Genomic DNA, 24,382 nt, shown 5'->3' on the forward strand with positions numbered 1-24,382 from the left:
TTCGGTTTGATTTCGTACACTCGGATCTTGTGCCCTTCATCGACGAGCTCGTGGCTCGACTCCCCGAGCCGGTTCGTCGGCTCGCGATGCAACACCACGAGCTGATCAAGTTCGCTCTCGTCGGGGGCACCACCTTCGTCTTCGACCTGGTCATCTTCTACGCGCTGACCTTCACCGTGTTGGAACCGAAGCCGGTGGTGGCCCGCATCATCTCGGGGACCCTGGCCACGATCCTGAGCTACATCCTCAACCGGGAGTGGGCGTTCAAGAACCGTGGTGGCCGCGAACGCCATCACGAGGCGCTGCTGTTCTTCGCGATCAGCGGAATCGGCGTGATCCTGGCCGCGGCACCACTATGGGTGGCCAACAACGTCTTCGACCTGCGCAGCAATGTCACCACCACCGAGCTGGTGGTACTCGACTTCGTCCTGGGCTTCTTGATCGGCAACCTGTTGCAGATGGCGTTCCGTTTCTGGGCGCTGCGCAAATTCGCCTTCCCGGTCGAACAATTGCGCGGTGGGGACGCCGGCTCCACCGACCTGCATCCGAGCGACGCCGAACTCATCGATGAGGAACTCGGTCACGCCTGATCTCGGTCTCCCCGGTCGGCGGATCACCGTCGACCGCGCCGCCGAGGCGGCTGCCGTGGGTCGACGGAATCACCAGGGAGAACACCGCGGGCCGGCGCGACGTGAGGTCGAGGCGCCCGCCGTCGGCCTCCACCAAGGCCCGTGCCAGCGACAATCCCACCCCATTACCCCGGCCCGCAGAGAATCCCCGCCGGAAGATGTGACCGACCAACGGGTCGGGAACACCGTCGCCCTCATCGGAGACCGACACGCGCAACATCTCGCCCGACGGCAGATCGTCGACCTGGATGTGACACGTCCCGCCACCATGCTGCAACGCATTGTCCACCAGGACACTCAACGCCTCGCGTAGGCGCCCGGGCCGCGCACTCACCGCGGTCGCCCGACCGTCGAACCGCGCCGAGATGGTGCGTCCGGCCGCCTCGAAGGACGCACGGAAATCGCCGATCAGCGTGTTCACCAGCTCCGCCACGTCGATGTCGTCAGGCACCGCCGGGTCGTTCCGCGACGCCGCGACCATCTCGTCGAGCTCTCTGGATAGTCGCTCCACCTGCTCCAACGCCGCCTCCGCCTCGCCGACCACTGACGAGTCGGGATGCATCGACAACTCGTCGAGGCGCAACTGGATGGCGGTGAGACGGCTACGCAGCTGATGTGAGACGTCGCCGACGATCTCGCCCTCGCGTTCCAGCCGCAGCGCGATCTCGGCGTTCGCATCACCCAGTGCGCGCGAGACCCGATCGAGTTCTCCGATGCCGTAGGACTTCCAATCCGAGCGGAAGTCGCCCCGTGCCATGGCCGCGGCCCGGTCGGCGAGGTCGATGAGCGGATCGGCGATCCTTCCGGCGGTCACTGCCGCGACGATGGTGCCGGCCGCGATCGAACTGGCCACCACCAGCAACACGATCCCCACGGCCACCAACTGGTCGTCGCGCACCTGCTCGAGCGGGATCTCCAGCAGCAGTGACCCCGCGTTGCCGAGTCCGATCGAGTCACCCATCGCCGCTCCGTCGATCCGGTCGCCGATCACCACCATCGCGTCGGCACCACCGTCGACCGGGTAGCGCACGGTCAGGCGACCGTTCTCGGGGATCAGCAGCCGGAAGGCGTCGACATCCAGCTGCCCTGGCGCGAGGCTGCCGGCCTCACCCTCTTGACGGATCAACTGATCGGAGATCAGTTTGAGGCGCCCGTCGAGCGTCTGATGCGCGTTGTCCGACACCCACCACCAGGCGATCACGCTGAGCGGTACACCCAGCAGCAGGCCGACCGCCAGACACATGGCGATCATCGTGTTCAGAATCCGGCGGCGCATCGCGGGTCACCCGGGTCAGGGGTCGAATCGGAAACCGACGCCGCGCACCGTCACGATGTGCCTCGGGCGGTCGTACTGGTCGTCGCCGATCTTGCGCCGTAACCAGGAGATGTGCATGTCCAGGGTCTTCGACGAGCGCAGATCCGCCGACCCCCACACCTCGGTGAGGATCTCGTCACGGCTGACCACCTGCCCGGAGCGTTCCATCAGGAAACGCAGCAGATCGAACTCGCGATTGGCCAGCACGACGTCGGCGCCGTTGGCCAGTACCCGCCGTCCGCGGGTGTCGAGTTGGATATCGCCCCCGTCGAGCACCACGTCGGCGCTCTGCTGACGACGGAGCAGTGCCCGGACCCGTGCGAGCAGCTCCGCGAGCCGGAACGGTTTGCCGACGTAGTCGTCGGCGCCGGCATCGAGGCCCACCACGAAGTCCACCTCGTCGGTGCGCGCGGTCAACATCAGCACCGCCAGCGTCGGCCGTTCCGAGCGCACCCGGCGGCACACCTCGAGCCCGTCGATCTCGGGCAGCCCGAGATCCAGGATCAACAGTTCGAACCGACTGTCCAGGGCTTGATCGAGTGCTTGCGCGCCGTCGGTGACGACCTCGCAGCCGTACCCCTCGCGGGTGAGTGCCCGGGCCAGCGGCTCCGCGATCGCGGCGTCATCCTCGGCCAACAGCACGTCGGTCATCGCCTGCTCCCCTCGTCGTGCCGACGTTGCGGCATGTCGTCGGCCGCCTCACCGTCGTATCCGTCGGTGAACGGCTCGTTCTCGGCCACGTCGAGTACCTCGTGGTACAGCAGCGCATGCACACGCTCGACCTGCGGGATGTCGTCGAAAGCCAACGGTTCGTCCGACGCCGACTCGATGATCAGGGTGCCGGTGCGCAGCAGCCGGTCGATGGGACCGTGCCGAAACTCGACGGTGTTGATGCGGCGCACCGGGATGTCGATCCCCGATCGGGTGATGATGCCGTTGCGGAAGATCACCCGCCGGTCGGTGAGGACGAAATGCGTCGACCCCCACGACACGAGCGGCCGGACGAAGAACCAACCCAATGCCGCGAGCCACAGCACGCCGACGATGCCCAACAGGATCAGTCGAGTGGTGGAACCGAGGTCGGCACCGGTGATCACGCCGCCCAGCAGCCCGACCGCGGCCGTGACCACCAGGAACAGTAGGAACGGGCCGATCAGACACTTCCAGTGGGGATGCCGATGCAGCACGATCTCCTCGCCCGGGGCGAGGTTCTCCCGTGGATAGGACATGGCCTAAAGCTTAATGTCCGGCGAGCACGGGACGGCCGAACTCCGACCGGGCGTGGGTACACTTCCGGTGAAGCCGTGCAGGTGACGAGAAGTCTCGAGGTCCGACAGACATGAGCTACCACGATCCACGTGACCCGCGCGATCCACGGACCGCGCGTTATGAACCCGGGTACCCCGAGTCCCGGGCCTACAGCCAGCAGCCCGCCCCGAGATCCGATCACTCGGATCCGACCTACTCGTATGCGGCGGACCCGTATCAGCCCGCCGACGCCGGACGCCAGAAACCGCGGCTGGGACCCAACGTCAATCCGACAATGTTCGTCGGCGGTGTGGTGATGACCGGTGTCGTGACCGGCCTGGCCGCATGGCTGGCCGCGTGGATCATCCGCGCGATCGTGCAGCGGGTAAACGAAGCGGGCCGGTTCGGGGTGTGGAATCCGTTGGCGCGTGACGAGTTCTGGTTCGCGGTGGTTGCGTTCCTGTGCGCACTCGCGGCCGGCGCGCTGTGGTACGTGCTGCAGATGGTGACCCCGTCGCCGAATCAGTTCTTCCGCTGGATCGTCGGTCTGCTGATCGCCGCGGCGGTGATCATCCCGCTGATCCTGTCCGCGGAACTGTCGGTCGGCATCGCCACCGCCATTCTCCATCTGATCATCGGGCTACCGATCATCTCGCTGATCCCCGCCATGGGACACAAGAGCATCCAGGACAGCTGAAGCAGCCAGACGACCGACGCGCGAGGTCTCAGTCGTCGAGCGGCCGCAGGTGGGTGACGTCGCCGGCCGCCGCGACCACCTGGCGGCCCTCGGCGTCGACGACGATCCGACCCATCGCGTCCACGCCGACCGCGGTGCCGGTCACTGTCTGGTCACCGGGCATCACCAGCCGTACCCGCCTGCCGACGGTGTCGCTGCGATCGCGATAGGCAGCGCTCAGTCGGTCCAGGTCGTCGGGCCAGTGGGTCAACAGATCCCCGAGCCCACGCAGGAATGCCGCCGCCAGTTCGGTGTGCGCGACCTCGGTTCCGGTGCTGATCTGCAAGGACGTCGCTGTCGGCACCGGCAGGTCCTCGGCCGACATGTAGGTGTTGATCCCGATCCCGATCACCGCGAGACCCCCGCGAGGTGTGTTCGTGTACTCGGCCAGGATGCCGGCCACCTTCCGGTCGTCGATCAGGACATCGTTGGGCCATTTCAGCTTTGGCCGTCGACCCGCCACCTCATCGATCGCGTCGACCGCCGCCAGTCCGGCGAGCAACGACAACCAACCCAGATGCTCGGTCTCGGACCCCACCGCGACCGCCGCAGACATGGCCACCTGACTCCCCGCCGGCGCGGACCACACCCGGGAGTGGCGGCCGCGCCCCGCCGTCTGATCGGTGGTCAACCGCACCGTGCCGTCGACGTCGCCGGAAGCCGCCTGTGTGACCAGGTCTGCGTTGGTGGAGCCGGTCGATGCCACCACCTCCACCGCTCGCCAACGGGTACCGGACAGGAGTTCGAGGAGTCGATCGGCATCGAGATCGGCGGCATGGTTACTCATAGGTGATGACGCTACCGCGCCACAGGTGCAGGTCAACGCCATATCCGCGTTCCCCGACCGATCGCTCGGGAACCTGAGGCATATCTCACGTTGATCCGCTTGACGTGGCTCACACCCGGGTCGTTAGCATCGGTGTCCATGACGACTGCTTCGCGCGAGGACGGCTCCGCCCCCGACATCCACACGACGGCGGGAAAACTCGCCGATCTGCGTAACCGCCTCGATGAGGCCAAGCACCCCGTGGGCGAGGCCGTGGTGGACAAAATCCACGAGCGGGGCAAGCTCACCGCGCGCGAGCGGATCACTCACCTCCTCGACGAGGGCTCGTTCGTGGAACTCGATGCGCTGGCCCGGCATCGCAGCACCAACTTCGGACTGGCCGAGCGCCGCCCGGTAGGCGATGGAGTGGTGACCGGCTACGGCACCATCGACGGCCGCGAGGTGTGCATCTTCTCCCAGGACGCCACCGTCTTCGGCGGCAGCCTCGGCGAGGTGTACGGCGAGAAGATCGTGAAGGTGATGGACCTGGCGATCAAGACCGGACGGCCGCTGATCGGCATCAACGACGGTGCCGGCGCACGTATTCAGGAGGGTGTGGTCTCCCTGGGCCTGTACGGCGAGATCTTCCACCGCAACGTCCGCGCTTCCGGCGTGATCCCTCAGATCTCGCTGATCCTCGGCGCTGCGGCCGGCGGCCACGTCTACTCCCCCGCCCTGACCGACTTCGTCGTGATGGTCGACAAGACCAGTCAGATGTTCATCACCGGCCCGGACGTCATCAAGACGGTCACCGGCGAGGACGTCACCATGGAGGACCTCGGTGGCGCCAACACCCACATGACGAAGTCGGGTACCGCGAGCTACGTGGCCTCCGACGAGGAAGACGCGCTCGGGTACGTCAAGGAGTTGCTCGGCTACCTGCCCAGCAACAACCGGGCCGAGGCCCCGCGCCTGCCGGTGGACCAGCCGGCTGCCGGCTCGATCGAGGACACCCTCACCGATGAGGACCTCGAACTCGACACGCTGATCCCTGATTCGCCGAACCAGCCCTACGACATGCACGAGGTCATCCGGCGCATCCTCGACGACGACGAGTTCCTCGAGGTGCAGGCCGAGTACGCGACCAACGTGATCGTCGGATTCGGCCGGGTGGACGGCCGCAGCGTCGGCATCGTCGCAAACCAGCCGACCCAGTTCGCCGGCTGCCTCGACATCAAGGGGTCGGAGAAGGCCGCCCGGTTCGTCCGCACGTGTGACGCTTTCAACATCCCGATCGTCACCCTGGTCGACGTGCCCGGCTTCCTGCCCGGCACCGACCAGGAATACAACGGCATCATCCGCCGCGGCGCCAAGCTGCTGTACGCCTACGGCGAGGCCACCGTCGGCAAGATCACCATCATCACGCGCAAGGCCTACGGCGGCGCCTACGACGTGATGGGGTCCAAGCACATGGGCGCCGACGTCAATCTGGCCTGGCCGACGGCCCAGATCGCGGTCATGGGCGCCTCCGGCGCGGTCGGATTCGTCTACCGCGGCAAGCTGAAGGAAGCTGCGGCGAACGGCGAGGACGTCGACGCACTGCGCCTCGAACTGCAGCAGGAGTACGAGGACACTCTGGTCAATCCGTACGTCGCCGCCGAACGTGGCTACGTCGACGCGGTGATCCCGCCCAGCCACACCCGTGGCCAGGTGGCGACCGCGCTGCGCCTGCTCGAGCGCAAGATGGTCACGCTGCCGCCGAAGAAGCATGGGAACATTCCGCTGTGAGCGACATCGAGACCGGCGCCGACGCCGAAACGCAGACACAGTCCGCACCGTTTTTGCGCGTCGTCCGGGGTAACCCGACCGATGAGGAACTCGCCGCCCTCGTCGCGGTCGTCGCCTCCGCCGCCGGGTCCTCCGGTGGCGGCATCGCCGACGCCGGGCCACGCGACGACTGGGGACGCCCTGAGGACCGGCTGCGGCCGATCTGGGGCGCACCGGGCAGCTTCACCAATCTGAGGTGGTGAGCGCACCGGAGGTGGTGCTCGGGTCGGCGTCGCCGGCCCGCCTCCGGGTGCTGCGCGACGCGGGACTCGACCCGCGGGTGATCGTCTCCGACGTCGACGAGGACGCCCTGCTGACCACCATGGCGGCGTTTCCACCCGAGGACATCGTCGTCCGGTTGGCGCAGGCCAAGGCCGACGCCGTGGTGGCCGATGTCCTCGCCGACTGCGATGCCTCCGATGTGGTGGTCCTCACCTGTGACTCGATGCTGTTCTTCGACGGCCGGCTGAGCGGCAAACCGCACACCGCACAGGTCGCGCAGAGCCAGTGGCGCACCATGCGCAACCGCTCGGCCGAACTCATCACCGGGCACTGTGTCACCCGCATCCACGACGGCCTGGTGGCCGCCTCCGCGCACGCCGCGGCGTCGACGACCATCAGATTCGCCGACGTCGACGACGCGACGATCGATGCCTACGTCGCCACCGGCGAACCCCTCTCGGTGGCCGGCGCCTTCACCCTCGATGGGCTCGGCGGCTGGTTCGTGGACTCCGTCGACGGCGATCCGTCATCGGTGCTCGGGATCGGCCTGCCGACCGTTCGTCGTCTGCTCGGCGAGGTGGGGGTGTCGGTCGTCGACTTGTGGCTGTCGGACCCAACTGGCAAATCGGACAACTGATCTGGGCCGACACACCTGCATGTCGTGGCAAGTGCACGGATTCCGGCATCAGTGTCCAGGGTCGTCGTCGTGATCACACACCCTCGACGATGTCCTTGACGCCGTGTCACATCGGCTGGGCGAGTTGTCCATGGAAGGGCACCGCGTCGGCTGAGCTCTCAGCTCGCCGACACGACCGTGAGTCGGCACGCCACGCGACTTCGGCAGTGGGTAGGCTCATTGCCAGACACCGGATCGCCGTGTCCGTCAGACCGCCCGATGCCGCATCGGCGACCACAGATTGAAGGGACCGCAGTTGAGCGTGGAGACCGATCCGAATCCGGCATTCGCCGAGTACGCGCATCCGGAGCGTCTGGTCAGCACCCAGTGGCTGTCGGCGCATCTCGGTGCGAAGGGACTCAAGATCGTCGAGTCGGACGAGGATGTCCTGCTCTTCGACATCGGTCACATCCCGACCGCGCAGAAGATCGACTGGCATCTTCATCTCAACGATCCGGTGACCCGCGACTACATCAACGGTGAACAGTTCGCTGAGCTCATGCGTAGCAAGGGGATCGAACGCGACGACACCGTGGTGATCTACGGCGACAAGAGCAATTGGTGGGCCGCCTACGCGCTGTGGGTGTTCACGCTGTTCGGCCACGAGGACGTCCGGCTGCTCGACGGTGGCCGCGACGCCTGGATGTCGGAGGATCGCGACACGTCCTTCGATGTGCCCGAGTACCCGCGATCGGACTACCCCGTCGTCGAGCGTGATGACTCCCGAATCCGCGCATTCGCGCCGGAGGTGCTCGAGGCGCTCGGTACCCAACCGCTCGTCGACGTGCGCTCCCCGCAGGAGTACACCGGCGAACGCACGCACATGCCGGACTACCCAGAGGAGGGTGCGCTACGCGGGGGCCACATCCCCACCGCCATCTCCATCCCGTGGGCCAAGGCCGCCGCACCGGACAGCCGCTTCCGCGGCCGTAAGGAACTCGAGGAGATCTACGCCGACCTCGATCCGTCAACCCCGACCATCGCGTACTGCCGCATCGGCGAGCGGTCGAGCCACACCTGGTTCGTGCTGACCCATCTGCTCGGCTACGACAAGGTGCGCAACTACGACGGGTCGTGGACCGAATGGGGTAACGCGGTGCGGGTGCCCATCGCCATCGGCCCCGAGCCGGGCGCCGCCCCGGCGACGACATGACACTGCCGGCTGCTCTCGCCGAGATCGTCGACGACTTCGGCGCACTCGGCGATGCCGACAAGGTGACGTTGCTGCTGGAGTTCTCGCGTGAACTGCCCGAGCTCCCGTCCCACCTCCAACAGGACGCGATGGAGCCGGTGCCGGAGTGTCAGTCGCCGGTATTCCTGTCGGTGGACGCCGCCGACACTGATCATGTGCGGCTGTACCTGACGGCGCCGGCAGAGGCTCCGACCACCCGCGGTTTCGCCTCGATCCTGTATCAGGGCCTCGACGGCGCGCCCGCCGACGAGATCCTCGCGGTGCCGGCGGACTTCTATCACGATCTGGGGCTGGGCTCGGCGGTCAGTCCGCTGCGACTGCGGGGTATGGCGGGCATGCTCGCCCGGATCAAAGGACAGGTGCGACGTCAGGCCGGGGACGGACCCGGCACCCCCACCAGTTCGACATGAAGTTCGTCCAGATCCGCGACGAGTCGGTGGAGCCTGGCGGACTCGTCGAGTGGATGCCGTATGTCTCGGGTGGCCTGGGTTCCTGGAGCCGCGATTCCCGCCTCACGTCGCACAATCACGAGCAGCATCTGCGGTCGGCGTTCGACTATCGGCTGCGCACCCGACGCGAGGGCGGCCGGGAATCCTGGCTGGGTCTGGCCATCGAATTCGCCGAACCGCTGTCGATCCCGGCCATCCGGACCACCCTGCTGCAGTGGATCGACCGACACGAGGTGTTGCGCAGCCACGTCATCATCCGCGGTGACGGCCTCCAACGACTCAGCACAGAGCCCGGCACCGTCAAGCTCAAGATGGGCCGCATCGGCTGGTACACCGAGTCGGGTCCGCTGGTCGAACAGATCGCCGGCGCCTTCGACCGTGCGACGGCGCCGCTGCATTGGCCGGCCTACATGTTCGCCACCGTCGGCCGGGAGGACTCGTTCACCCTGCTGTTCGCCGCCGACCATTCGCTCGTCGACGGCTACTCGCTGATCATGGCGCAACACGAACTCGCCACCCTCTACCGCGCAGCACGGCGTCAGGAGCAACCCGAACTGGCGCCCGTCGGCAGCTACGTCGACTTCAGCGCCCAGGAACGCCGAATGGCCGACCAGACCGGCGGCGACCACCCAGCGGTACGGACGTGGACGGATTTCCTGCGCGCCGGCCACGGCGGCATGCCGGCCTTCACCGCCGATTCCGAGGCCGCGACCATCGACCGCGCCGAGCTGGAGTCACCCGCCCCCGATCCGAGCGACGAATCCGCCGTCGCCCAGCAATCGCTGTACGGCCTGATCCTCGACGACGCGGCCGCCAACAGATTCACCGCGGTCTGCTCGCAGGCCGGCGGCACGCTGACCGCAGGTGTGCTCGCGGCGTGCGCCCTGGTGCATCACGATCGCACCGGCGACGACGAGTTCCGCTGCGTGCTCCCCCGCCACACCCGCGACGACGCTCGCTGGCTCACCGCGCTGGGCTGGTTCGTCGCGGTGGCCCCGTTCACCCTCGACGTCTCCGATTCACCGACCTTCGATCAGGCGGTCACACGGGCGACCGCCGAACTCAAACGGTCCCGCCAGGGCGCCGGGCTGCCGTTCCTGCGGGTCGCCGAACTCCTCGGCCACAGCGGCGAACCCTTGTTCGTGATCTCGTTCATCGACACGCGATATGCCCCGGGGGCGGCCGAGGCCGACGCGGGCCGGGCGAAGGTGTTGCGCAGCCACAGTTATGCACCCCACGAGGTCTATATCTGGATCAATCGGACACCCGGCGGCATGCGGGTGTCGGCCCGCTTCCCACCGGAACCCGCAGCGTCGCCTGATCGTCAGAACGTCCCGGGCGCCGACGTGAACTATCCCACTCCGGCCGCCGTACCCGGCGACACGGACACCGGTCCCGTCGGTCCCGTCCAGGCCTACCTGCACGATTTCGCCCGGTTGATCAGGGAGCTCGGCGACGCGAGCACTTTTCGTACCGACGAGTAACCGGAGGGGGCGACCGATCGCTTGATCGGTGGGCTAGGGTATTGCCCTGAACGCGTGACACTTAGACTCGAGTGTCGTGCCTCACTCCGAGGGCCGTCACGATCGGCCGGACGGGTGAAACCCCAGACGCGTGATGTGATTCATAACGACCAAGTGCCGCTCCACCGAGCGTCACGACGCCCAGGAGAACAAGTGCCAAGTAGCTCTGCGAACAGTATTTCCAAGGTCCTCATCGCCAATCGTGGCGAGATCGCGGTGCGAGTGATCCGGGCCGCTCGGGACGCCGGTCTGGCCAGCGTCGCCGTGTACGCCGAACCCGACGCCGATGCGCTGTTCGTGAAGCTCGCCGACGAAGCGTTCGCGCTCGGCGGCCAGACCTCGGCCGAGTCCTACCTCGTGTTCGACAAGATCCTCGACGCCGCGGCCAAGTCGGGCGCCGACGCCATCCATCCCGGCTACGGCTTCCTCTCCGAGAACGCCGACTTCGCGCAGGCTGTGCTGGACGCGGGATTGATCTGGATCGGCCCGTCGCCGCAGTCCATCCGCGACCTCGGCGACAAGGTCACCGCCCGCCACATCGCGCTCAAGGCCGACGCACCGATGGCGCCGGGCACCAAGGACCCGGTCAAGGACGCCGACGAGGTCGTCGCGTTCGCCGAGGAACACGGCGTACCGGTCGCGATCAAGGCGGCTTTCGGCGGCGGTGGACGCGGTATGAAGGTGGCCTACACCATCGACGAGATCCCGCACCTGTTCGAGTCGGCCACCCGCGAGGCCGTCGCCGCCTTCGGTCGCGGCGAGTGCTTCGTCGAGCGCTACCTGGACAAGGCCCGTCACGTCGAGGCCCAGGTGATCGCCGACCAGCATGGCAACGTGATCGTCGCCGGCACCCGCGACTGCTCGCTGCAGCGTCGCTTCCAGAAGCTGGTCGAGGAGGCCCCCGCGCCGTTCCTCACCGACGAGCAGCGCACCAAGATCCACGAGTCGGCCAAGGCCATCTGCCGCGAGGCGGGCTACTACGGTGCAGGCACGGTCGAGTTCCTCGTCGGTAGCGACGGCCTGGTGTCCTTCCTCGAGGTCAACACCCGTCTGCAGGTGGAGCACCCGGTCACCGAGGAGACCTCCGGTATCGACCTGGTTCGTCAGCAGTTCCGCATCGCCAACGGCGAGAAGCTGGAGATCTCCGAGGATCCGACGCCGCGCGGGCACTCCTTCGAGTTCCGCATCAACGGCGAGGACGCCGGCCGCAACTTCCTGCCCGCCCCCGGGCCGGTCACGGTGTACAAGGAGCCGACCGGTCCCGGCGTGCGCGTCGACTCCGGCGTCGTTGCCGGCGACGTGATCGGCGGACAGTTCGACTCGATGCTCGCCAAGCTCATCGTCACCGGCGAGACCCGCGAGCAGGCGCTCGAGCGCTCGGCGCGCGCGCTCGCCGAGTTCGAAGTCGAGGGCCTGGCCACGGTCATCCCGTTCCACCGCCATATCGTCGAGAACCCGGCCTTCCACGGCCACACCGACGAGAACGGCGTCGAGACCTTCGATGTCTACACCAAGTGGATCGAAACCGACTGGGACAACCCGATCGAGCCATACACCGGTGGTGAGCCGATCGAGGACGACGAGTCGCTGCCGCGCCAGAACGTCGTCGTCGAGGTCGGCGGCCGACGCGTCGAGGTTTCGCTGCCGGGTGATCTCGCGCTCGGCGGCGGTGGCGGCAGCGCCAACGGCGTGGTCCGCAAGAAGCCGAAGGCCCGGTCCCGCAAAAAGGGTGGCAATGCCGCCGTCTCCGGTGACGCCGTTGCAGCGCCCATGCAGGGCACCGTCGTGAAGGTCGCCGTGGAGGAGGGCCAGCAGGTCTCCGCCGGCGAACTCGTCGTCGTGCTCGAGGCCATGAAGATGGAGAACCCCGTCACCGCCCACAAGGACGGTGTGGTCACCGGACTCGCGATCGAGGCCGGCGCCGCCGTCACCCAGGGCACCGTGCTGCTCGAACTGAAGTAGCGACGCACCGGTCATGGAACCGGTCGAGATCAACGCCGGAGCCTGGTATCTGCGCGCGCTGCGTGCCGATGAACGGATCTCCGACGTCCCCGCACTCGACGACCTCGGTGTGCCCGATCCGCTCGGATACACCGAGGTCGTCGCGCGTGGATGGGAATCGGAGAATCTGTTCGTGTGGGGCATCTGCATCCCCACCACGGGCGAGACGATCGCCGTCATCGGACTCGACGTCACCCACGGTCAGCCCACCCACTACTGCGGTCGCGCACGCGCCGGATACGATGCCGCGTTGCGTGCCGCCGGCGGCCCGGTGACCCGCTTCGCCGCGGGCGTACTCGACGTGGCCCTGCCACACACCGTGCCGGACGGCCTACCCGGGCTCTGAGAGCGAGATCAGTCCGGCAGGTCGCGGTCGCGGCCCGTGGCCAGGTCGCCGCACTCCACGGTGCGCAGACCCGCGACGGTCGCCAGATACCGTCCCGCCCCGACGTCACCCTGCAGATGAGCACCGAGCGGGTCGAGATGGTCGGACCCGATGTACACCGGGTGGCCCGGCCGTCCGTCGAACACCGCGCGTGCCACCACATCCCGCCGACGCTGCGCCGCGTCGACGACGCGGCCGGTGACCTCCGGCCCCACATCGGGTGTGTCAACAACATGTAAAACCATCGCGGCGGGATCCCGCCGCTGTGCCACCCATCCCGCGGCGGCGCGCACTGTCGCCGACAGACCCGTCGCCCAGTCGTCGACGTGGAGCACCGATGCCCCGCCGGGTGGTTCGACAGTACTCGCCCCCATCGCCACCACCACCTCGTCGCACCCCCCGTCGCGCAGCGCCCGCACCGCGATCGCGAGCCACTGACCTTGGTGTGCAAGGATTTTCGGCATTCCGTAGCGACTTCCGGCGCCGGCTGCGAGCACCACGCCACACACCGCACCGACGCGACTCGCAGACGTGTCCGGCGGGTCACGGCTCTCGGGTCCCGTCATCGCCACCGCACTGGCCTCCTGTCCGTTCCGCACCTTTTACCACGTCGAAATATACGATCCACCGCCGAGCGGGAATCCGCATCGAGGTTCACTATTTATCTGCTGTGCGCGGCGATCGTTCACGGCAGGGCTACGAACTCTAGGTGATGAGGCCAATGGCAACCGATTCCAGCGCCCCCATCGGGGCACCGCAGCGCAAACGCCGGGTGCATCCGGTCGACCAGGTACCCCCACCCGGGAAACTGGTGGCGCTCGGTGCCCAGCACGTGGTGGCCTTCTACGCCGGCGCTGTCCTCGTCCCCCTGCTCATCGCACGCGCCATCGACCTCGACGACGAAGCGCTGACGATGCTGATCACCGCCGACCTGTTCACCTGCGGCATCGCCTCGCTGCTACAAGCCGTCGGATTCTGGAAGATCGGCGTCCGGCTGCCACTGCTGCAAGGAATCACCTTCGCGACCCTGGCGCCGGTCATCCAGATCGCCAACAATCACGGCGGCGGACGTGTCGGGCTGCAGACCGTCTACGGCGCGGTCATCGCGGCCGGCGTGTTCACCTTTCTGATCGCGCCGTTCTTCGCCAAGCTGATCCGATTCCTGCCGCCGGTGGTGACCGGCACCCTGATCACCATCATCGGTATCTGTCTCATCCCGGTGGGCGCCGGCGACGCGGTGAGCGATCCCGCCACCCATCTACACGACTCCGCCAACTGGCGTTGGGTCTGCTATGCACTGGGCACCATCCTGCTGATCGTGTTGATGCAACGCTTCTTCCGCGGGTTCATGGCGACGATCGCGGTGCTCCTCGGCCTCACGGTCGGCACCTTCATCGCGTGGCTCCTCGGCGACGCCTCGTTCTCTTCGGTCGGCGAGGCGTCGTGGCTGGGCTTCACCCCGCCCTTCGCGTTCGGCTGGCCGCAGTGGGACATCGTCGCAATCGTCTCACTGATCGTGGTGCTCCTCGTTGTCGCGGTGGAATCGACCGGGTCGGTCTTCGCGACCGGCGAGATCGTCGGCAAGCGCATCAAAAAAGAGGACGTCGCGGCCACCGTGCGCGCCGACGGCTTGGCCACCATGATCGGCGGTTCGTTCAACTCGTTCCCTTATACGGCCTTCTCCGAGAACGTCGGTCTGGTCCGGCTCACCGGCGTCAAGAGTCGCTGGGTGGTCGCCTGTGCGGGCGTCATCATGATCATTCTGGGGGTGCTGCCCAAGCTGGCGAAGGTGGTCGAGTCGATTCCTGCGCCGGTCCTCGGCGGTGCCGCGTTGATCATGTTCGCCACCGTCGCGATCGTCGGCATCCAGACACTCACCTCGGTCGATTTCACCGATCATCGCAACCTGATCATCTCGGCGACGTCGCTGGCCGTCGCGCTGTATGTGCAGTTCTCCCAGTCAGCCGCCCCGACCACCGTGATCGAGAAGTCCGGTGAGCAGGTCGACGTGCCTGCGCTGCCCGGAGTGGACGAGGCGATGCCGAACATCTTCTTGCAGATCCCGTTCTCCACCGGGATCACCATGGGCGCGATCACCGCCATCCTGTTGAATCTGTTGTTCTTCCATGTGGGTGGCCGTGGGCCCGCGGTGGCCGGTGGCGGCGCGATCACCCTTGACGAGGTCAACACGATGTCCAAGGAGCAGTTCCGGGACACCTTCGGCGGCGTCGTACAGAACGTCGACTGGGTGCTCGACCGGGCCTGGGATCAGAAGCCGTTCGAGGACGTCCACGACCTGCGCAGCGCGTTCCAGGAGGCGATGCTCACCGGCAGCGACGAGGAACAGTTGGCGCTCATCCGCGCCTTCCCGGATCTGGGCGCCGAGGACGAGGAGACCGGCGAGCTGGTTGCTGTCGACCACAAGGGGCTGTCTCACCTCGAGGAGACCGAGCACGAGAATGTGGTGAATCTGGCTGCCGCCTACCAAGAGCACTTCGGGTTCCCGCTCGTCATCTGTGCCCGCGAGACCGAACGCTACGACCGGGTCCTGCGAAACGGCTGGGCACGCATGGACAACTCGGAGACGAGCGAGAAGTCGTTCGCGTTGATCGAGATCGCCAAGATCGCGAACTACCGCTTCGACGATCTCGTCGCCGATGCCAACCCGTTCACGTCGGCCCGATTCACCCGACAACCGGAACTCTCTTAGGCTGGGGCGCATGCGTCGTGTCGATTGGCGAGGATTGTCCAGTTTCAACGAATTGTCCGAACGTCAGGCCATCAATCAGCTCTTCGAATGCTGCAGCTCCCGAATCTGGGCAGTGCGCGTGGCCTCGGCCCGGCCGTTCTCCGACGACGAGGCGCTGCTCGAATACGCCGACCTGATCTTGGCCGAGCTCACCGAGAAGGATCTCGACGACGCGTTGGCCGGACACCCGCGGATCGGCGACCGCGCCGACAATCCGTCGTCGAAGCGCGAACAGTCCGGGGTCACCGGCGCCGACGCCGATGTGCTGGCCGAGCTCAAGGAACTCAACGCGGCCTACGAGGAGAGGTTCGGTCACGTCTACCTGGTGTTCGCCAACGGCCGCCCCGCCGCGGAGCTCCTCGACATCCTCAAGCAGCGCATGAGCAATGACCCCGAGACCGAACGCCGGGTGATGCGCATGGAACTCGCCAAGATCAACCGCAGCCGACTGGTCCGTATGCTGACACCGGCAAGCATCTACCTCGACGAGGAGGCCCAGGCGTGACCGGTTTGTCGACCCACGTCCTCGATGCCGTCAGCGGCGCACCCGCCGTCGGCGTCGCGGTGTCCCTGCAGGATGCCTCCGGCACCGAACTCGCTGCCGGCGTCACCGACGGTGACGGCCGGATCGCGCAGGTCAACACCGACGCGCTCATCGCCGGCATCCACCATCTCGTCTTCGACACCGGCAGCTGGTTCGCCGATCAGCAGCTCACCGGCTTCTACCCCGAGGTCGACATCTGCTTCGAGGTCGGCGATCCGCAGCGCCACCACCACGTGCCGCTGCTGCTGAGCCCGTACGCCTACTCGACATATCGGGGTAGCTGACCCGGTGCCGGCCGCACCTGCAGGCTCTGGCCGCAGTTCGGGCTCCTGGCCGGAACTCGAAACTGCGTCCAGAACTCCCCCACCGGTCGCGCGCTCAGCGGTCGGTGAGTAGTTGGGACGGCGAGACGCCGTATCGCTGTCGGAACGCGGCGGCGAACCGTCCGGTGTGGGTGAAACCCGCCTTCATCGCGGCGTCGGTCACCGACGCCGACGTTCCGCGCATGAGGTCGTCGTGAACCGCAGCGAGTCGGATCTCGGTGAGACATTCACGCGGCGTCTTCCCCACGTATTGCCGAAAGCCCTCCTGAAGGCGACGCACGCTCACCCCGGCCGACTCGGCCATGTCCGCGGCCGTCCAGGGCCGTGCCGGGTCGGCGCGCAGGGCGTCGAGCACTCGGGTCACGATCCGCGGTCGAGGCAGCAGATGATCGCCCCGATCGTCGGGGACGGCCGCCAAGAGAAACGCATCGGTCAACGATCCGGCGAGTTGTTCGGCGACCAACGGGTTGGCCAGTAGCGGGTCGTCGGCGGGCTGTCCGGCGATCGACTGCACCAGACGGAACCAACTCGCGCCTTCGGGTGAACGAAGATCGAGCTGATCGGGTATGGACGTGTCGGGTTGCCCGGTCACCCGACACATCTCGTGGTGCAGGAAGTCGCGGTCGATCTTGACGCCGACGATCGTGCAAGTGCTCGACCAGCGGGTGATGTCGGTGGGGGTGTCGGGCGGATTGACCGTCGCCGACCCGCTGGTCGACACCACCGAATGTCCGGCGACCGACGTCTCGAGCACACCGTTGAGCGGGACGTTGATGCCGTAGGCGCCGGGATGGTCGGAGTGAATCGATACCTCCGCGCCCCATCCGATCCGCGCGATACGCAGCGGGCCGAGCACCGTGACCGCGACATCGGCCTCGGTCGCTGTGCTGCGGGCGACACGGGGCCGCAGCACGTGTGGGAAATAGGCTGCGGACACCGCATCCGACGCTGCATCCCAATCCGGATCACCCGGTATTGAAAGCTGTTGCAGCTGACTCATCGACACTCCTCACGACCTCGCCGCGCATTCCGGATCGCTGTCGCGTTCAGCGGATCGTCAAGGGGCCGACGTCGAAATATGTTCTACCTCACATTAGCGATCATCGAAAGGAGTAGTCACATGGAACGCACGGCGCTACAGAACATCTTCGGCCAGTTCGCCAGCGGCGTCACGGTGATCACCTGCACAAACGCCGACGGTGAGCCGCACGGCGCAACCGTCACCGCATTCACGGCCGTCTCGCTCGAACCTCGCCTCTGCCAGGTCACCCTGACGCGCAAGTCCAAGGCCTGCGGGTACCTCACCGATGCACCATTCGCGGTGAACATCATGGCAGCCGATCAACTCGACATCGCAATGCATTTCGCCGGCAGGCCGGCCGACCCGGGACCCCGATGGGACGACGGGCCGACCGCACCGGTCCTGCAGGGCGCCGCCGCCACCCTCAGTTGCCTCCCATGGCGTAGCTACGACGGCGGCGACCACATCATCTTCATCGGCGAGATCGTCGACGCATCGTCGAGCGGGAAGTCACCACTGTTGTACTACCGCAGCACCTTTCACGATCTCGGCGAGCCGAGCGTGAACTCACTGTGGACGTTGTGCGCCGACGATCCGCATTCGGGATGGTTCGACTCGACCACCACGTTCACCCCGTTTCATCTGGCCGGAACCCGCACCGCCTGAACCGTTTTCATAACCAGTCACGATCGATCGATCAGAAAGAGGTATCAATCATGACCACTCTCGACGAGCGGCCCGACACCGACGCACCGACCACCAACCCGGCAGCCGACAGTGCGGCCAACAAGACGCGCAATTTCGCCTCCCGGCCGATGACTGGCGACGAGTACATCGAGTCACTCAAGGACGGGCGCGAGATCTGGCTACACGGCGAGCGCGTGAAAGATGTGACCACCCACCCAGCCTTCCGCAACCCGATCCGGATGACGGCTCGCCTCTACGACTCGATGCACGATCCGGCCACCCGCGACAAGGTGACCGCGCCCACCGACACCGGCAACGGCGGCGTGACGATGCCGTTCTTCAAGGCGCCCACGAGCTCGGCAGATCTGATCAAAGAACGTGATGCGATCGCCGAATGGGCACGGATGACCTACGGCTGGATGGGACGCTCCCCCGACTACAAGGCCAGCTTCCTGGGCACCCTGCATGCCAACAAGGATCTCTATGCACCGTTCGAGGCCAACGCCGAACGCTGGTATCGCGAGTCACAGGAAAAGGTCCTGTACTGGAACCACGCCATCATCAATCCGCCGGTGGATCGTCAGTTGCCGCCCGACGAGGTCGGCGACGTGTTCATGAAGGTGGAGAAGGAAACCGACGCGGGGCTGATCGTCTCGGGAGCGAAGGTCGTCGCCACCGGCTCGGCCATCACCAACTACAACTTCATCGCCCACTACGGGCTGCCGATCCGCAAGAAGGAATTCGCGCTCATCTGCACCGTGCCGATGGACGCACCCGGCATCAAACTCATCTGCCGGACCTCCTACACCGAACAGGCCGCGGTCATGGGCAGCCCGTACGACTACCCGCTGTCGAGCCGGATGGACGAGAACGACACCATCTTCGTCTTCGACAAGGTGCTCGTGCCCTGGGAGAACGTCTTCATGTACGGCGACGTCGAGCGCATCAACGCCTTCTTCCCACAGTCCGGCTTCCTGCCGCGCTTCACCTTCCAGGGCTGCACCCGTCTCGCGGTGAAACTCGACTTCATCGCCGGGTTGCTGATGAAGGCACTCGACGCCACCGGTTCCGGCGGCTTTCGCGGCGTGCAGACCCGGGTCGGTGAGGTGATCGGCTGGCGCAACCTGTTCTGGACGCTCACCGACGCGATGGCCCACAACCCCGAACCGTGGATCGGCGACACCGTGATCCCGCGCCTCGAATACGGCCTCACCTACCGGATGTTCATGATGCAGGGCTACCCGCGTATCAAGGAGATCATCGAGCAGGACGTCGCATCGGGCCTGATCTATCTGCCGTCGAGCGCCGCCGACTTCAAGAGCCCCGACGTGCGCCCGTACCTCGACAAGTACGTCCGCGGTTCCAACGGCATCACCGCGGTCGATCGGGTGAAGGTGATGAAGGCACTGTGGGATTCGATCGGTTCCGAATTCGGCGGCCGGCACGAACTCTACGAACGCAACTACTCGGGCAACCACGAGAATGTGAAGGCAGAGTTGCTGTTCGCCGCGCAGAACCGTGGTGGTGTGGAATCCATGAAGGGTCTCGCCGAACAGTGCCTGTCCGAGTACGACCTGGACGGCTGGACGGTCCCCGACCTCATCGGCAACGACGACGTCAGCTGGTTCGGGCGGTCGAGCTAGCCTCGCGCGGGTCGTCTCGGCTCCCGCGGACCGTCGACGGCCCGCGGGAACCGGGACGGCTCGCGCTGTCCGCCCCCGACACGGTCGCATACGTCCCGATGGACGGGTTTCATCTATCCGACCGCGTGCTCACCGACATCGGCCGCGGCGACCGCAAAGGCGCACCGGATACCTTCGATGCCGACGGCTTCGTCACGCTGCTCGAACGGATCACCGCGTGCGGCGACCGACCGGTGTACTGCCCCGACTTCGACCATGTCATGGGCGAACCGATCGCCGCGCGGCTCGTCGTCGTACCCACTGCCCGAGTGATTGTCGTGGAGGGCAACTACCTTGCTCTCGACAACCCGCCATGGTCCGCGGTGCGTCCGCTGCTACGCCGCCTCTACTACGTCGACGCGCCGGGTCCCCTCCGACGCGAACGGCTACTACGTCGCCACCGCGCCGCCGGCAAGGGCCTTGCCGATGCCGCCGCGTGGGTCGACTCCGTCGACGAACCCAACGCCCGGCTGGTCGCCGCGAGCAGGCACCGTGCAGATCTCGTCGTGGACGGCCAAGCCAACCACACGGAGGACTGACAGATACGCCGGAAATCACCCCCGCAGTTGACAGTTCCCCATGTGGATACCGATTCACATGGGGAACTGTCGCGGGCGTGACCCCGCTACCCGATTTCGACGAGCAGATCGCCCGGGGTGACCTGGGTGACCTGGCCGATGGCGACGCGGACGACCTTGCCGCCGACGGGCGCAGTGATGGTGGCCTCCATCTTCATCGCCTCGATGGTGCCGATGGCAGCGCCGGCGGCGACCTCGTCGCCGACGTCCACACTCAGCGACACGACTCCGGCGAACGGTGCGCCGATGTGGTGCGGATTGCCGCGATCGGCCTTCTCGGCCGCGGCGACCTCGGCATCGACGGAACGGTCACGCACCTGCACCGGACGTAGTTGTCCGTTGAGGATGCACATGACGGTGCGCATGCCCTTCTCGTCGGGTTCGCTGATCGCTTCGAGCCCGATCAGCAAGTCGACACCGGGTTCGAGCTCGACGCGGTGTTCCTCGCCGTAACGCAGCCCGTAGAAGAACTGGTTCGCCGACAGCCGGGAGGTGTCGCCGTAGGTCTCCTGGTGGTCGTCGAATTCCTTGGTGGGGCCGGGGAACAGCAACCGGTTGAGAGTGTGCTGGCGTTTCTGGCCGGGGGTGTCGAGCGCCTGCGAATCGTCGTCGGACAACTCGGCGGTGGCCGCCGCCTCGGCGCGGCCCTCCAACGCCAGTGAGCGTAGCGGTTCGGGCCAGCCGCCAGCGGGATCGCCGAGTTCGCCACGCAGGAAACCGATCACCGAGTCGGGGATGTCGTAGCCCTGCGGGTTGGCGGCGAACTCGTCGGCGGTGATGCCGCGGCCGACCAACGCCAACGCGAGATCGCCGACGACCTTCGACGACGGGGTCACCTTGATCACTCGACCCAGCATGCGGTCGGCGGCGGCGTAGGCCTCTTCAACGGCCTCGAACCGGTTGCCCAGTCCGAGGGCGATGGCCTGCTGTCGCAGGTTCGACAACTGCCCACCGGGGATCTCGTGGGTGTAGACCCGTCCGGTCGGCGCGGGCAGTCCGGACTCGAACGGCGCGTACACCTTGCGTAGCGCCTCCCAGTACGGCTCGAGGTCGCAGACGGCCTGCAGATCGAGGCCGGTGTCACGCTCGGAATGAGCAGCGGCGGCCACGATCGCCGACAACGCCGGCTGGCTGGTGGTACCGGCCAACGCCGCACTGGCGCCGTCCACGGCCGACGCCCCGGCCTCCCACGCCGCCAGATAGGTGGCGAGCTGCCCGCCGGGGGTGTCGTGAGTGTGCACATGCACCGGCAGATCGAAGTTGCTGCGCAATGCCGACACCAGCTTCGTCGCCGCCGGCGCCCGCAACAGCCCGGCCATGTCCTTGATCGCCAACACGTGCGCGCCGGCATCGACGATCTGTTCGGCCAACCGCAGGTAGTAGTCGAGGGTGTAGAGGTCCTCGTTCGGGTTGGCCAGGTCACCGGTGTAGGACATGGCGACCTCGGCGACCGCCGTGCCGGTCTCGCGTACCGCGTCGATGGCCGGACGCATCTGCTCGATGTTGTTGAGCGCGTCGAAGATCCGGAAGATGTCGATACCGGTTGCGGTGGCCTCGGCGACGAACGCGGTGGTCACCTTGGTCGGGTACGGGGTGTAGCCGACGGTGTTGGCGCCCCGCAGCAACATCTGCAAACAGATGTTGGGTACCGCTTCACGCAACTGCGCCAACCGATCCCACGGGTCTTCCTTCAGGAACCGCAACGCCACGTCGTAGGTGGCCCCACCCCAGCATTCCAGCGACAACAACTGGGGGGTCATCGCCGCCACATAGGGCGCCACCGCCATCAACCCGGTCGTACGGACCCGGGTGGCCAGCAACGATTGATGAGCGTCCCGGAAAGTGGTGTCGGTGACGGCAAGTCGTTTCGAATCCCGTAGATCCGCGGCAAACCCGGCCGGCCCCAACTCCAACAACCGCTGACGCGAACCGTCCGGCGGTGAGGCGAGGGTGGCGCGATCCAGCGTGGGCAGCTTGTCACGCGGATACACCTTCGTCGGACGTTCGCCGTGCGGCTTGTTGACCGTCACATCGGCCAGGTACGACAGGATCTTGGTGCCGCGGTCGGCCGAGCTGCGCGAGGTCAGCAGCCACGGACGATCCTCGATGAACGACGTCGTCACCCGGCCCTCGCGGAAGTCGACATCATCGAGCACCGCCTGCAGGAACGGGATGTTGGTGGCCACTCCACGAATCCGGAACTCGGCCACCGCACGCCGCGCACGGCGCGCCGCGGTCGCGAAATCCCGGCCGCGACACGTGAGTTTCACCAGCATCGAGTCGAAGTGGCCGGTCACCTCGGCACCGAGCACCGCACCGCCGTCCAGACGCACCCCGGCACCACCCGGACTGCGGTAGGCGGTGATGCGTCCGACGTCGGGCCGGAACCCGTTGGCCGGGTCCTCGGTGGTGATCCGGCACTGCATCGCCGCACCCCGAATCGCCAGAGTGTCCTGCGACAATCCGAGATCGTCCAGCGATTCACCCGACGCGATGCGCAGCTGTGAGCCCACCAGGTCCACATCGGTGATCTCCTCGGTCACCGTGTGCTCGACCTGGATGCGCGGATTCATCTCGATGAACACATGCTGACCGTTTTCGTCGAGCAGAAACTCGACCGTCCCGGCGCACGTGTAGCCGATGTGGCGGGCGAACGCGACCGCGTCCGAGCAGATCTTCTCGCGCAACTCCGGTGACAGGTTCGGCGCCGGCGCCAACTCGATCACCTTCTGATGACGACGCTGCACCGAACAATCCCGCTCGAACAGATGGATCACATTGCCGTGGGTATCGGCCAGGATCTGCACCTCGATATGGCGCGGATTGACCACCGCCTGCTCCAGGAACACCGTCGGATCCCCGAATGCCGCCTCCGCCTCCCGCGAGGCCGCCGCGATCGCATCGGCCAGATCCGCGATCTTCTCCACCCGACGCATACCCCGGCCACCACCACCGGCCACCGCCTTGACGAACACCGGGAACTGCATCGACTCGGCAGCCGCGAGCAACTCCGCCACATCGGCCGACGGCTCCGACGACGCTAACACCGGCAACCCCGCCGCCTTCGCCGCAGCCACCGCCGTCGCCTTGTTACCCGTCAGCTCCAACACATCCGCCGACGGACCCACGAACGTGATCCCCGCATCCGCACACGCCTGGGCCAAACCCTGATTCTCCGACAAGAACCCGTAACCCGGATAGATCGCATCCGCGCCACACCGCTCGGCCGCCGCGATCACCTCATCGACCGACAGATACGCGCGCACCGGATGACCCGGAGTACCGATCTGATACGACTCATCGGCCTTGAGCCGATGCACCGAATTCCGGTCCTCATACGGGAAGATCGCCACCGTACGGGCGCCGAGCTCATACGACGCTCGGAAGGCGCGGATGGCGATTTCTCCGCGGTTGGCCACCAGGACTTTCTCGAACACGCGTCTCTCTCTCGTCAGTGCGACGGAGCGCTCTCGCGACGACAATGTCGGGGGCGCACCGGTACCGCATTCAATCCACGCTGGGTGTCTCAGAGTACTGCGCGCGTGTTCTACGGCCGACGGCGCCCGAGGCAAACGCTCAAGACTACGCCTGAGACGCCGCGTTCTCACAATCATGCCGTTGACCTGTGCGTTTCCGGAAACATCACCGAGCAATCGCTCGGTATGGCAGCCCGGTTGCCGCATTCACGCAGACCGCTGGGAAGGTGGCGCAACATCGGTTCCGACGACACTGGAAGCGACGACCGAACGAAATATGGACCCACCTTCGGTGGGTCCGCCGATCCGGACCAAGCACCCACTCGATAGCGTGGACGCTCGGAGGTGTGTGG

At 66.6% G+C, this 24,382-nt stretch carries 23 protein-coding genes; 16 read left to right on the forward strand and 7 right to left on the reverse strand.

Annotated elements, in window-relative coordinates; genetic code table 11:
• Positions 1 to 29: 29 nt before the first annotated feature.
• Entirely contained in the window at positions 30 to 590 is a 561-nt protein-coding gene (locus L1892_RS12150; protein ID WP_235723846.1) for a GtrA family protein, read from the forward strand.
• On the opposite strand, the gene L1892_RS12155 is transcribed toward L1892_RS12150, so the two are convergent.
• The 3 genes from L1892_RS12155 to L1892_RS12165 are packed head-to-tail and all read right to left on the reverse strand — an operon-like array spanning position 562 to position 3,173.
• Entirely contained in the window at positions 562 to 1,905 is a 1,344-nt protein-coding gene (locus L1892_RS12155) for a sensor histidine kinase (RefSeq protein WP_235723847.1), read from the reverse strand. The genes L1892_RS12150 and L1892_RS12155 overlap by 29 nt on opposite strands.
• A gap of 15 nt (positions 1,906 to 1,920) precedes the next feature.
• Positions 1,921 to 2,595 carry a response regulator transcription factor gene (locus L1892_RS12160; protein WP_235723848.1) on the reverse strand — a complete coding sequence of 225 codons (675 nt, stop codon included), beginning with the start codon at positions 2,593 to 2,595 and terminating at the stop codon, positions 1,921 to 1,923.
• Positions 2,592 to 3,173 carry a PH domain-containing protein gene (locus tag L1892_RS12165; RefSeq protein WP_235723849.1) on the reverse strand — a complete coding sequence of 194 codons (582 nt, stop codon included), beginning with the start codon at positions 3,171 to 3,173 and terminating at the stop codon, positions 2,592 to 2,594. Before L1892_RS12165 ends, L1892_RS12160 begins: the two co-directional genes overlap by 4 nt.
• 110 nt (positions 3,174 to 3,283) lie before the next feature.
• On the opposite strand from L1892_RS12165, the gene L1892_RS12170 reads away from it, so the two are divergent.
• Positions 3,284 to 3,889 carry a DUF6069 family protein gene (locus L1892_RS12170; RefSeq protein WP_235723850.1) on the forward strand — a complete coding sequence of 202 codons (606 nt, stop codon included), beginning with the start codon at positions 3,284 to 3,286 and terminating at the stop codon, positions 3,887 to 3,889.
• Between the two features lie 28 nt (positions 3,890 to 3,917).
• On the opposite strand, the gene L1892_RS12175 is transcribed toward L1892_RS12170, so the two are convergent.
• Entirely contained in the window at positions 3,918 to 4,715 is a 798-nt protein-coding gene (locus tag L1892_RS12175) for a biotin--[acetyl-CoA-carboxylase] ligase (RefSeq protein WP_235723851.1), read from the reverse strand.
• Positions 4,716 to 4,853: 138 nt separating this feature from the next.
• Here L1892_RS12175 and L1892_RS12180 point away from each other — a divergent pair, with 138 nt between their 5' ends.
• From L1892_RS12180 to L1892_RS12215, 8 genes are all read left to right on the forward strand, one after another.
• On the forward strand, positions 4,854 to 6,482 hold the full coding sequence (locus tag L1892_RS12180) for an acyl-CoA carboxylase subunit beta (RefSeq protein WP_235723852.1): 1,629 nt from the start codon (positions 4,854 to 4,856) through the stop codon (positions 6,480 to 6,482).
• Positions 6,479 to 6,724 carry an acyl-CoA carboxylase subunit epsilon gene (locus tag L1892_RS12185; RefSeq protein WP_235723853.1) on the forward strand — a complete coding sequence of 82 codons (246 nt, stop codon included), beginning with the start codon at positions 6,479 to 6,481 and terminating at the stop codon, positions 6,722 to 6,724. Before L1892_RS12180 ends, L1892_RS12185 begins: the two co-directional genes overlap by 4 nt.
• Positions 6,721 to 7,380 (forward strand): Maf family protein, encoded by a 660-nt coding sequence (locus L1892_RS12190; RefSeq protein ID WP_372475010.1) that lies wholly within the window; start codon positions 6,721 to 6,723, stop codon positions 7,378 to 7,380. Before L1892_RS12185 ends, L1892_RS12190 begins: the two co-directional genes overlap by 4 nt.
• 295 nt (positions 7,381 to 7,675) lie before the next feature.
• Positions 7,676 to 8,572, forward strand: coding sequence for a sulfurtransferase (locus L1892_RS12195; RefSeq protein ID WP_235723855.1), 897 nt, complete (start codon positions 7,676 to 7,678; stop codon positions 8,570 to 8,572).
• Positions 8,569 to 9,021 (forward strand): SufE family protein, encoded by a 453-nt coding sequence (locus L1892_RS12200; RefSeq protein ID WP_235723856.1) that lies wholly within the window; start codon positions 8,569 to 8,571, stop codon positions 9,019 to 9,021. The genes L1892_RS12195 and L1892_RS12200 overlap by 4 nt, the downstream gene beginning before the upstream one ends.
• Entirely contained in the window at positions 9,018 to 10,544 is a 1,527-nt protein-coding gene (locus L1892_RS12205) for a condensation domain-containing protein (protein WP_235723857.1), read from the forward strand. The genes L1892_RS12200 and L1892_RS12205 overlap by 4 nt, the downstream gene beginning before the upstream one ends.
• A gap of 192 nt (positions 10,545 to 10,736) precedes the next feature.
• Entirely contained in the window at positions 10,737 to 12,545 is a 1,809-nt protein-coding gene (locus L1892_RS12210; protein WP_235723858.1) for an acetyl/propionyl/methylcrotonyl-CoA carboxylase subunit alpha, read from the forward strand.
• A gap of 13 nt (positions 12,546 to 12,558) precedes the next feature.
• A complete protein-coding gene (locus tag L1892_RS12215; protein WP_235723859.1) occupies positions 12,559 to 12,930 on the forward strand; it encodes a hypothetical protein in 372 nt (123 codons plus the stop codon).
• Positions 12,931 to 12,938: 8 nt separating this feature from the next.
• On the opposite strand, the gene L1892_RS12220 is transcribed toward L1892_RS12215, so the two are convergent.
• A complete protein-coding gene (locus tag L1892_RS12220) occupies positions 12,939 to 13,535 on the reverse strand; it encodes a nucleotidyltransferase family protein (protein WP_235723899.1) in 597 nt (198 codons plus the stop codon).
• Between the two features lie 155 nt (positions 13,536 to 13,690).
• On the opposite strand from L1892_RS12220, the gene uraD (L1892_RS12225) reads away from it, so the two are divergent.
• Genes uraD (L1892_RS12225) through uraH form a run of 3 tightly spaced genes read left to right on the forward strand, consistent with a single transcriptional unit; the run spans position 13,691 to position 16,546 of the window.
• A complete protein-coding gene (gene uraD / locus L1892_RS12225) occupies positions 13,691 to 15,679 on the forward strand; it encodes a 2-oxo-4-hydroxy-4-carboxy-5-ureidoimidazoline decarboxylase (RefSeq protein WP_235723860.1) in 1,989 nt (662 codons plus the stop codon).
• A 10-nt stretch (positions 15,680 to 15,689) separates the two neighbouring features.
• Positions 15,690 to 16,223: a 2-oxo-4-hydroxy-4-carboxy-5-ureidoimidazoline decarboxylase gene (uraD, locus tag L1892_RS12230; RefSeq protein ID WP_235723861.1), complete on the forward strand. Its 534-nt coding sequence runs from the start codon at positions 15,690 to 15,692 to the stop codon at positions 16,221 to 16,223.
• On the forward strand, positions 16,220 to 16,546 hold the full coding sequence (gene uraH, locus L1892_RS12235; RefSeq protein WP_235723862.1) for a hydroxyisourate hydrolase: 327 nt from the start codon (positions 16,220 to 16,222) through the stop codon (positions 16,544 to 16,546). Before uraD (L1892_RS12230) ends, uraH begins: the two co-directional genes overlap by 4 nt.
• Positions 16,547 to 16,640: 94 nt before the next feature.
• Here the strand turns inward: uraH and L1892_RS12240 are convergent, their stop codons facing one another.
• Positions 16,641 to 17,585, reverse strand: coding sequence for an AraC family transcriptional regulator (locus tag L1892_RS12240; RefSeq protein ID WP_235723863.1), 945 nt, complete (start codon positions 17,583 to 17,585; stop codon positions 16,641 to 16,643).
• A gap of 120 nt (positions 17,586 to 17,705) precedes the next feature.
• On the opposite strand from L1892_RS12240, the gene L1892_RS12245 reads away from it, so the two are divergent.
• The 3 genes from L1892_RS12245 to L1892_RS12255 all read left to right on the forward strand — a co-directional run bounded on the left by L1892_RS12245 (position 17,706) and on the right by L1892_RS12255 (position 20,514).
• Positions 17,706 to 18,272, forward strand: a complete 567-nt coding sequence (locus L1892_RS12245; RefSeq protein ID WP_235723864.1) for a flavin reductase family protein — start codon at positions 17,706 to 17,708, stop codon at positions 18,270 to 18,272.
• 50 nt (positions 18,273 to 18,322) lie between these two features.
• Complete coding sequence (locus tag L1892_RS12250) at positions 18,323 to 19,936, forward strand: 4-hydroxyphenylacetate 3-hydroxylase family protein (RefSeq protein WP_235723865.1); 1,614 nt, start codon at positions 18,323 to 18,325, stop codon at positions 19,934 to 19,936.
• 98 nt (positions 19,937 to 20,034) lie between these two features.
• Positions 20,035 to 20,514: a nucleoside/nucleotide kinase family protein gene (locus L1892_RS12255; protein ID WP_308191705.1), complete on the forward strand. Its 480-nt coding sequence runs from the start codon at positions 20,035 to 20,037 to the stop codon at positions 20,512 to 20,514.
• Positions 20,515 to 20,600: 86 nt separating this feature from the next.
• Here the strand turns inward: L1892_RS12255 and L1892_RS12260 are convergent, their stop codons facing one another.
• Positions 20,601 to 23,990: a pyruvate carboxylase gene (locus tag L1892_RS12260; protein ID WP_235723866.1), complete on the reverse strand. Its 3,390-nt coding sequence runs from the start codon at positions 23,988 to 23,990 to the stop codon at positions 20,601 to 20,603.
• Between the last annotated feature and the right edge of the window lie 392 nt (positions 23,991 to 24,382).

Origin of the sequence: Gordonia tangerina (genome assembly GCF_021556435.1) — a bacterium.
GTDB lineage: Bacteria > Actinomycetota > Actinomycetes > Mycobacteriales > Mycobacteriaceae > Gordonia > Gordonia tangerina.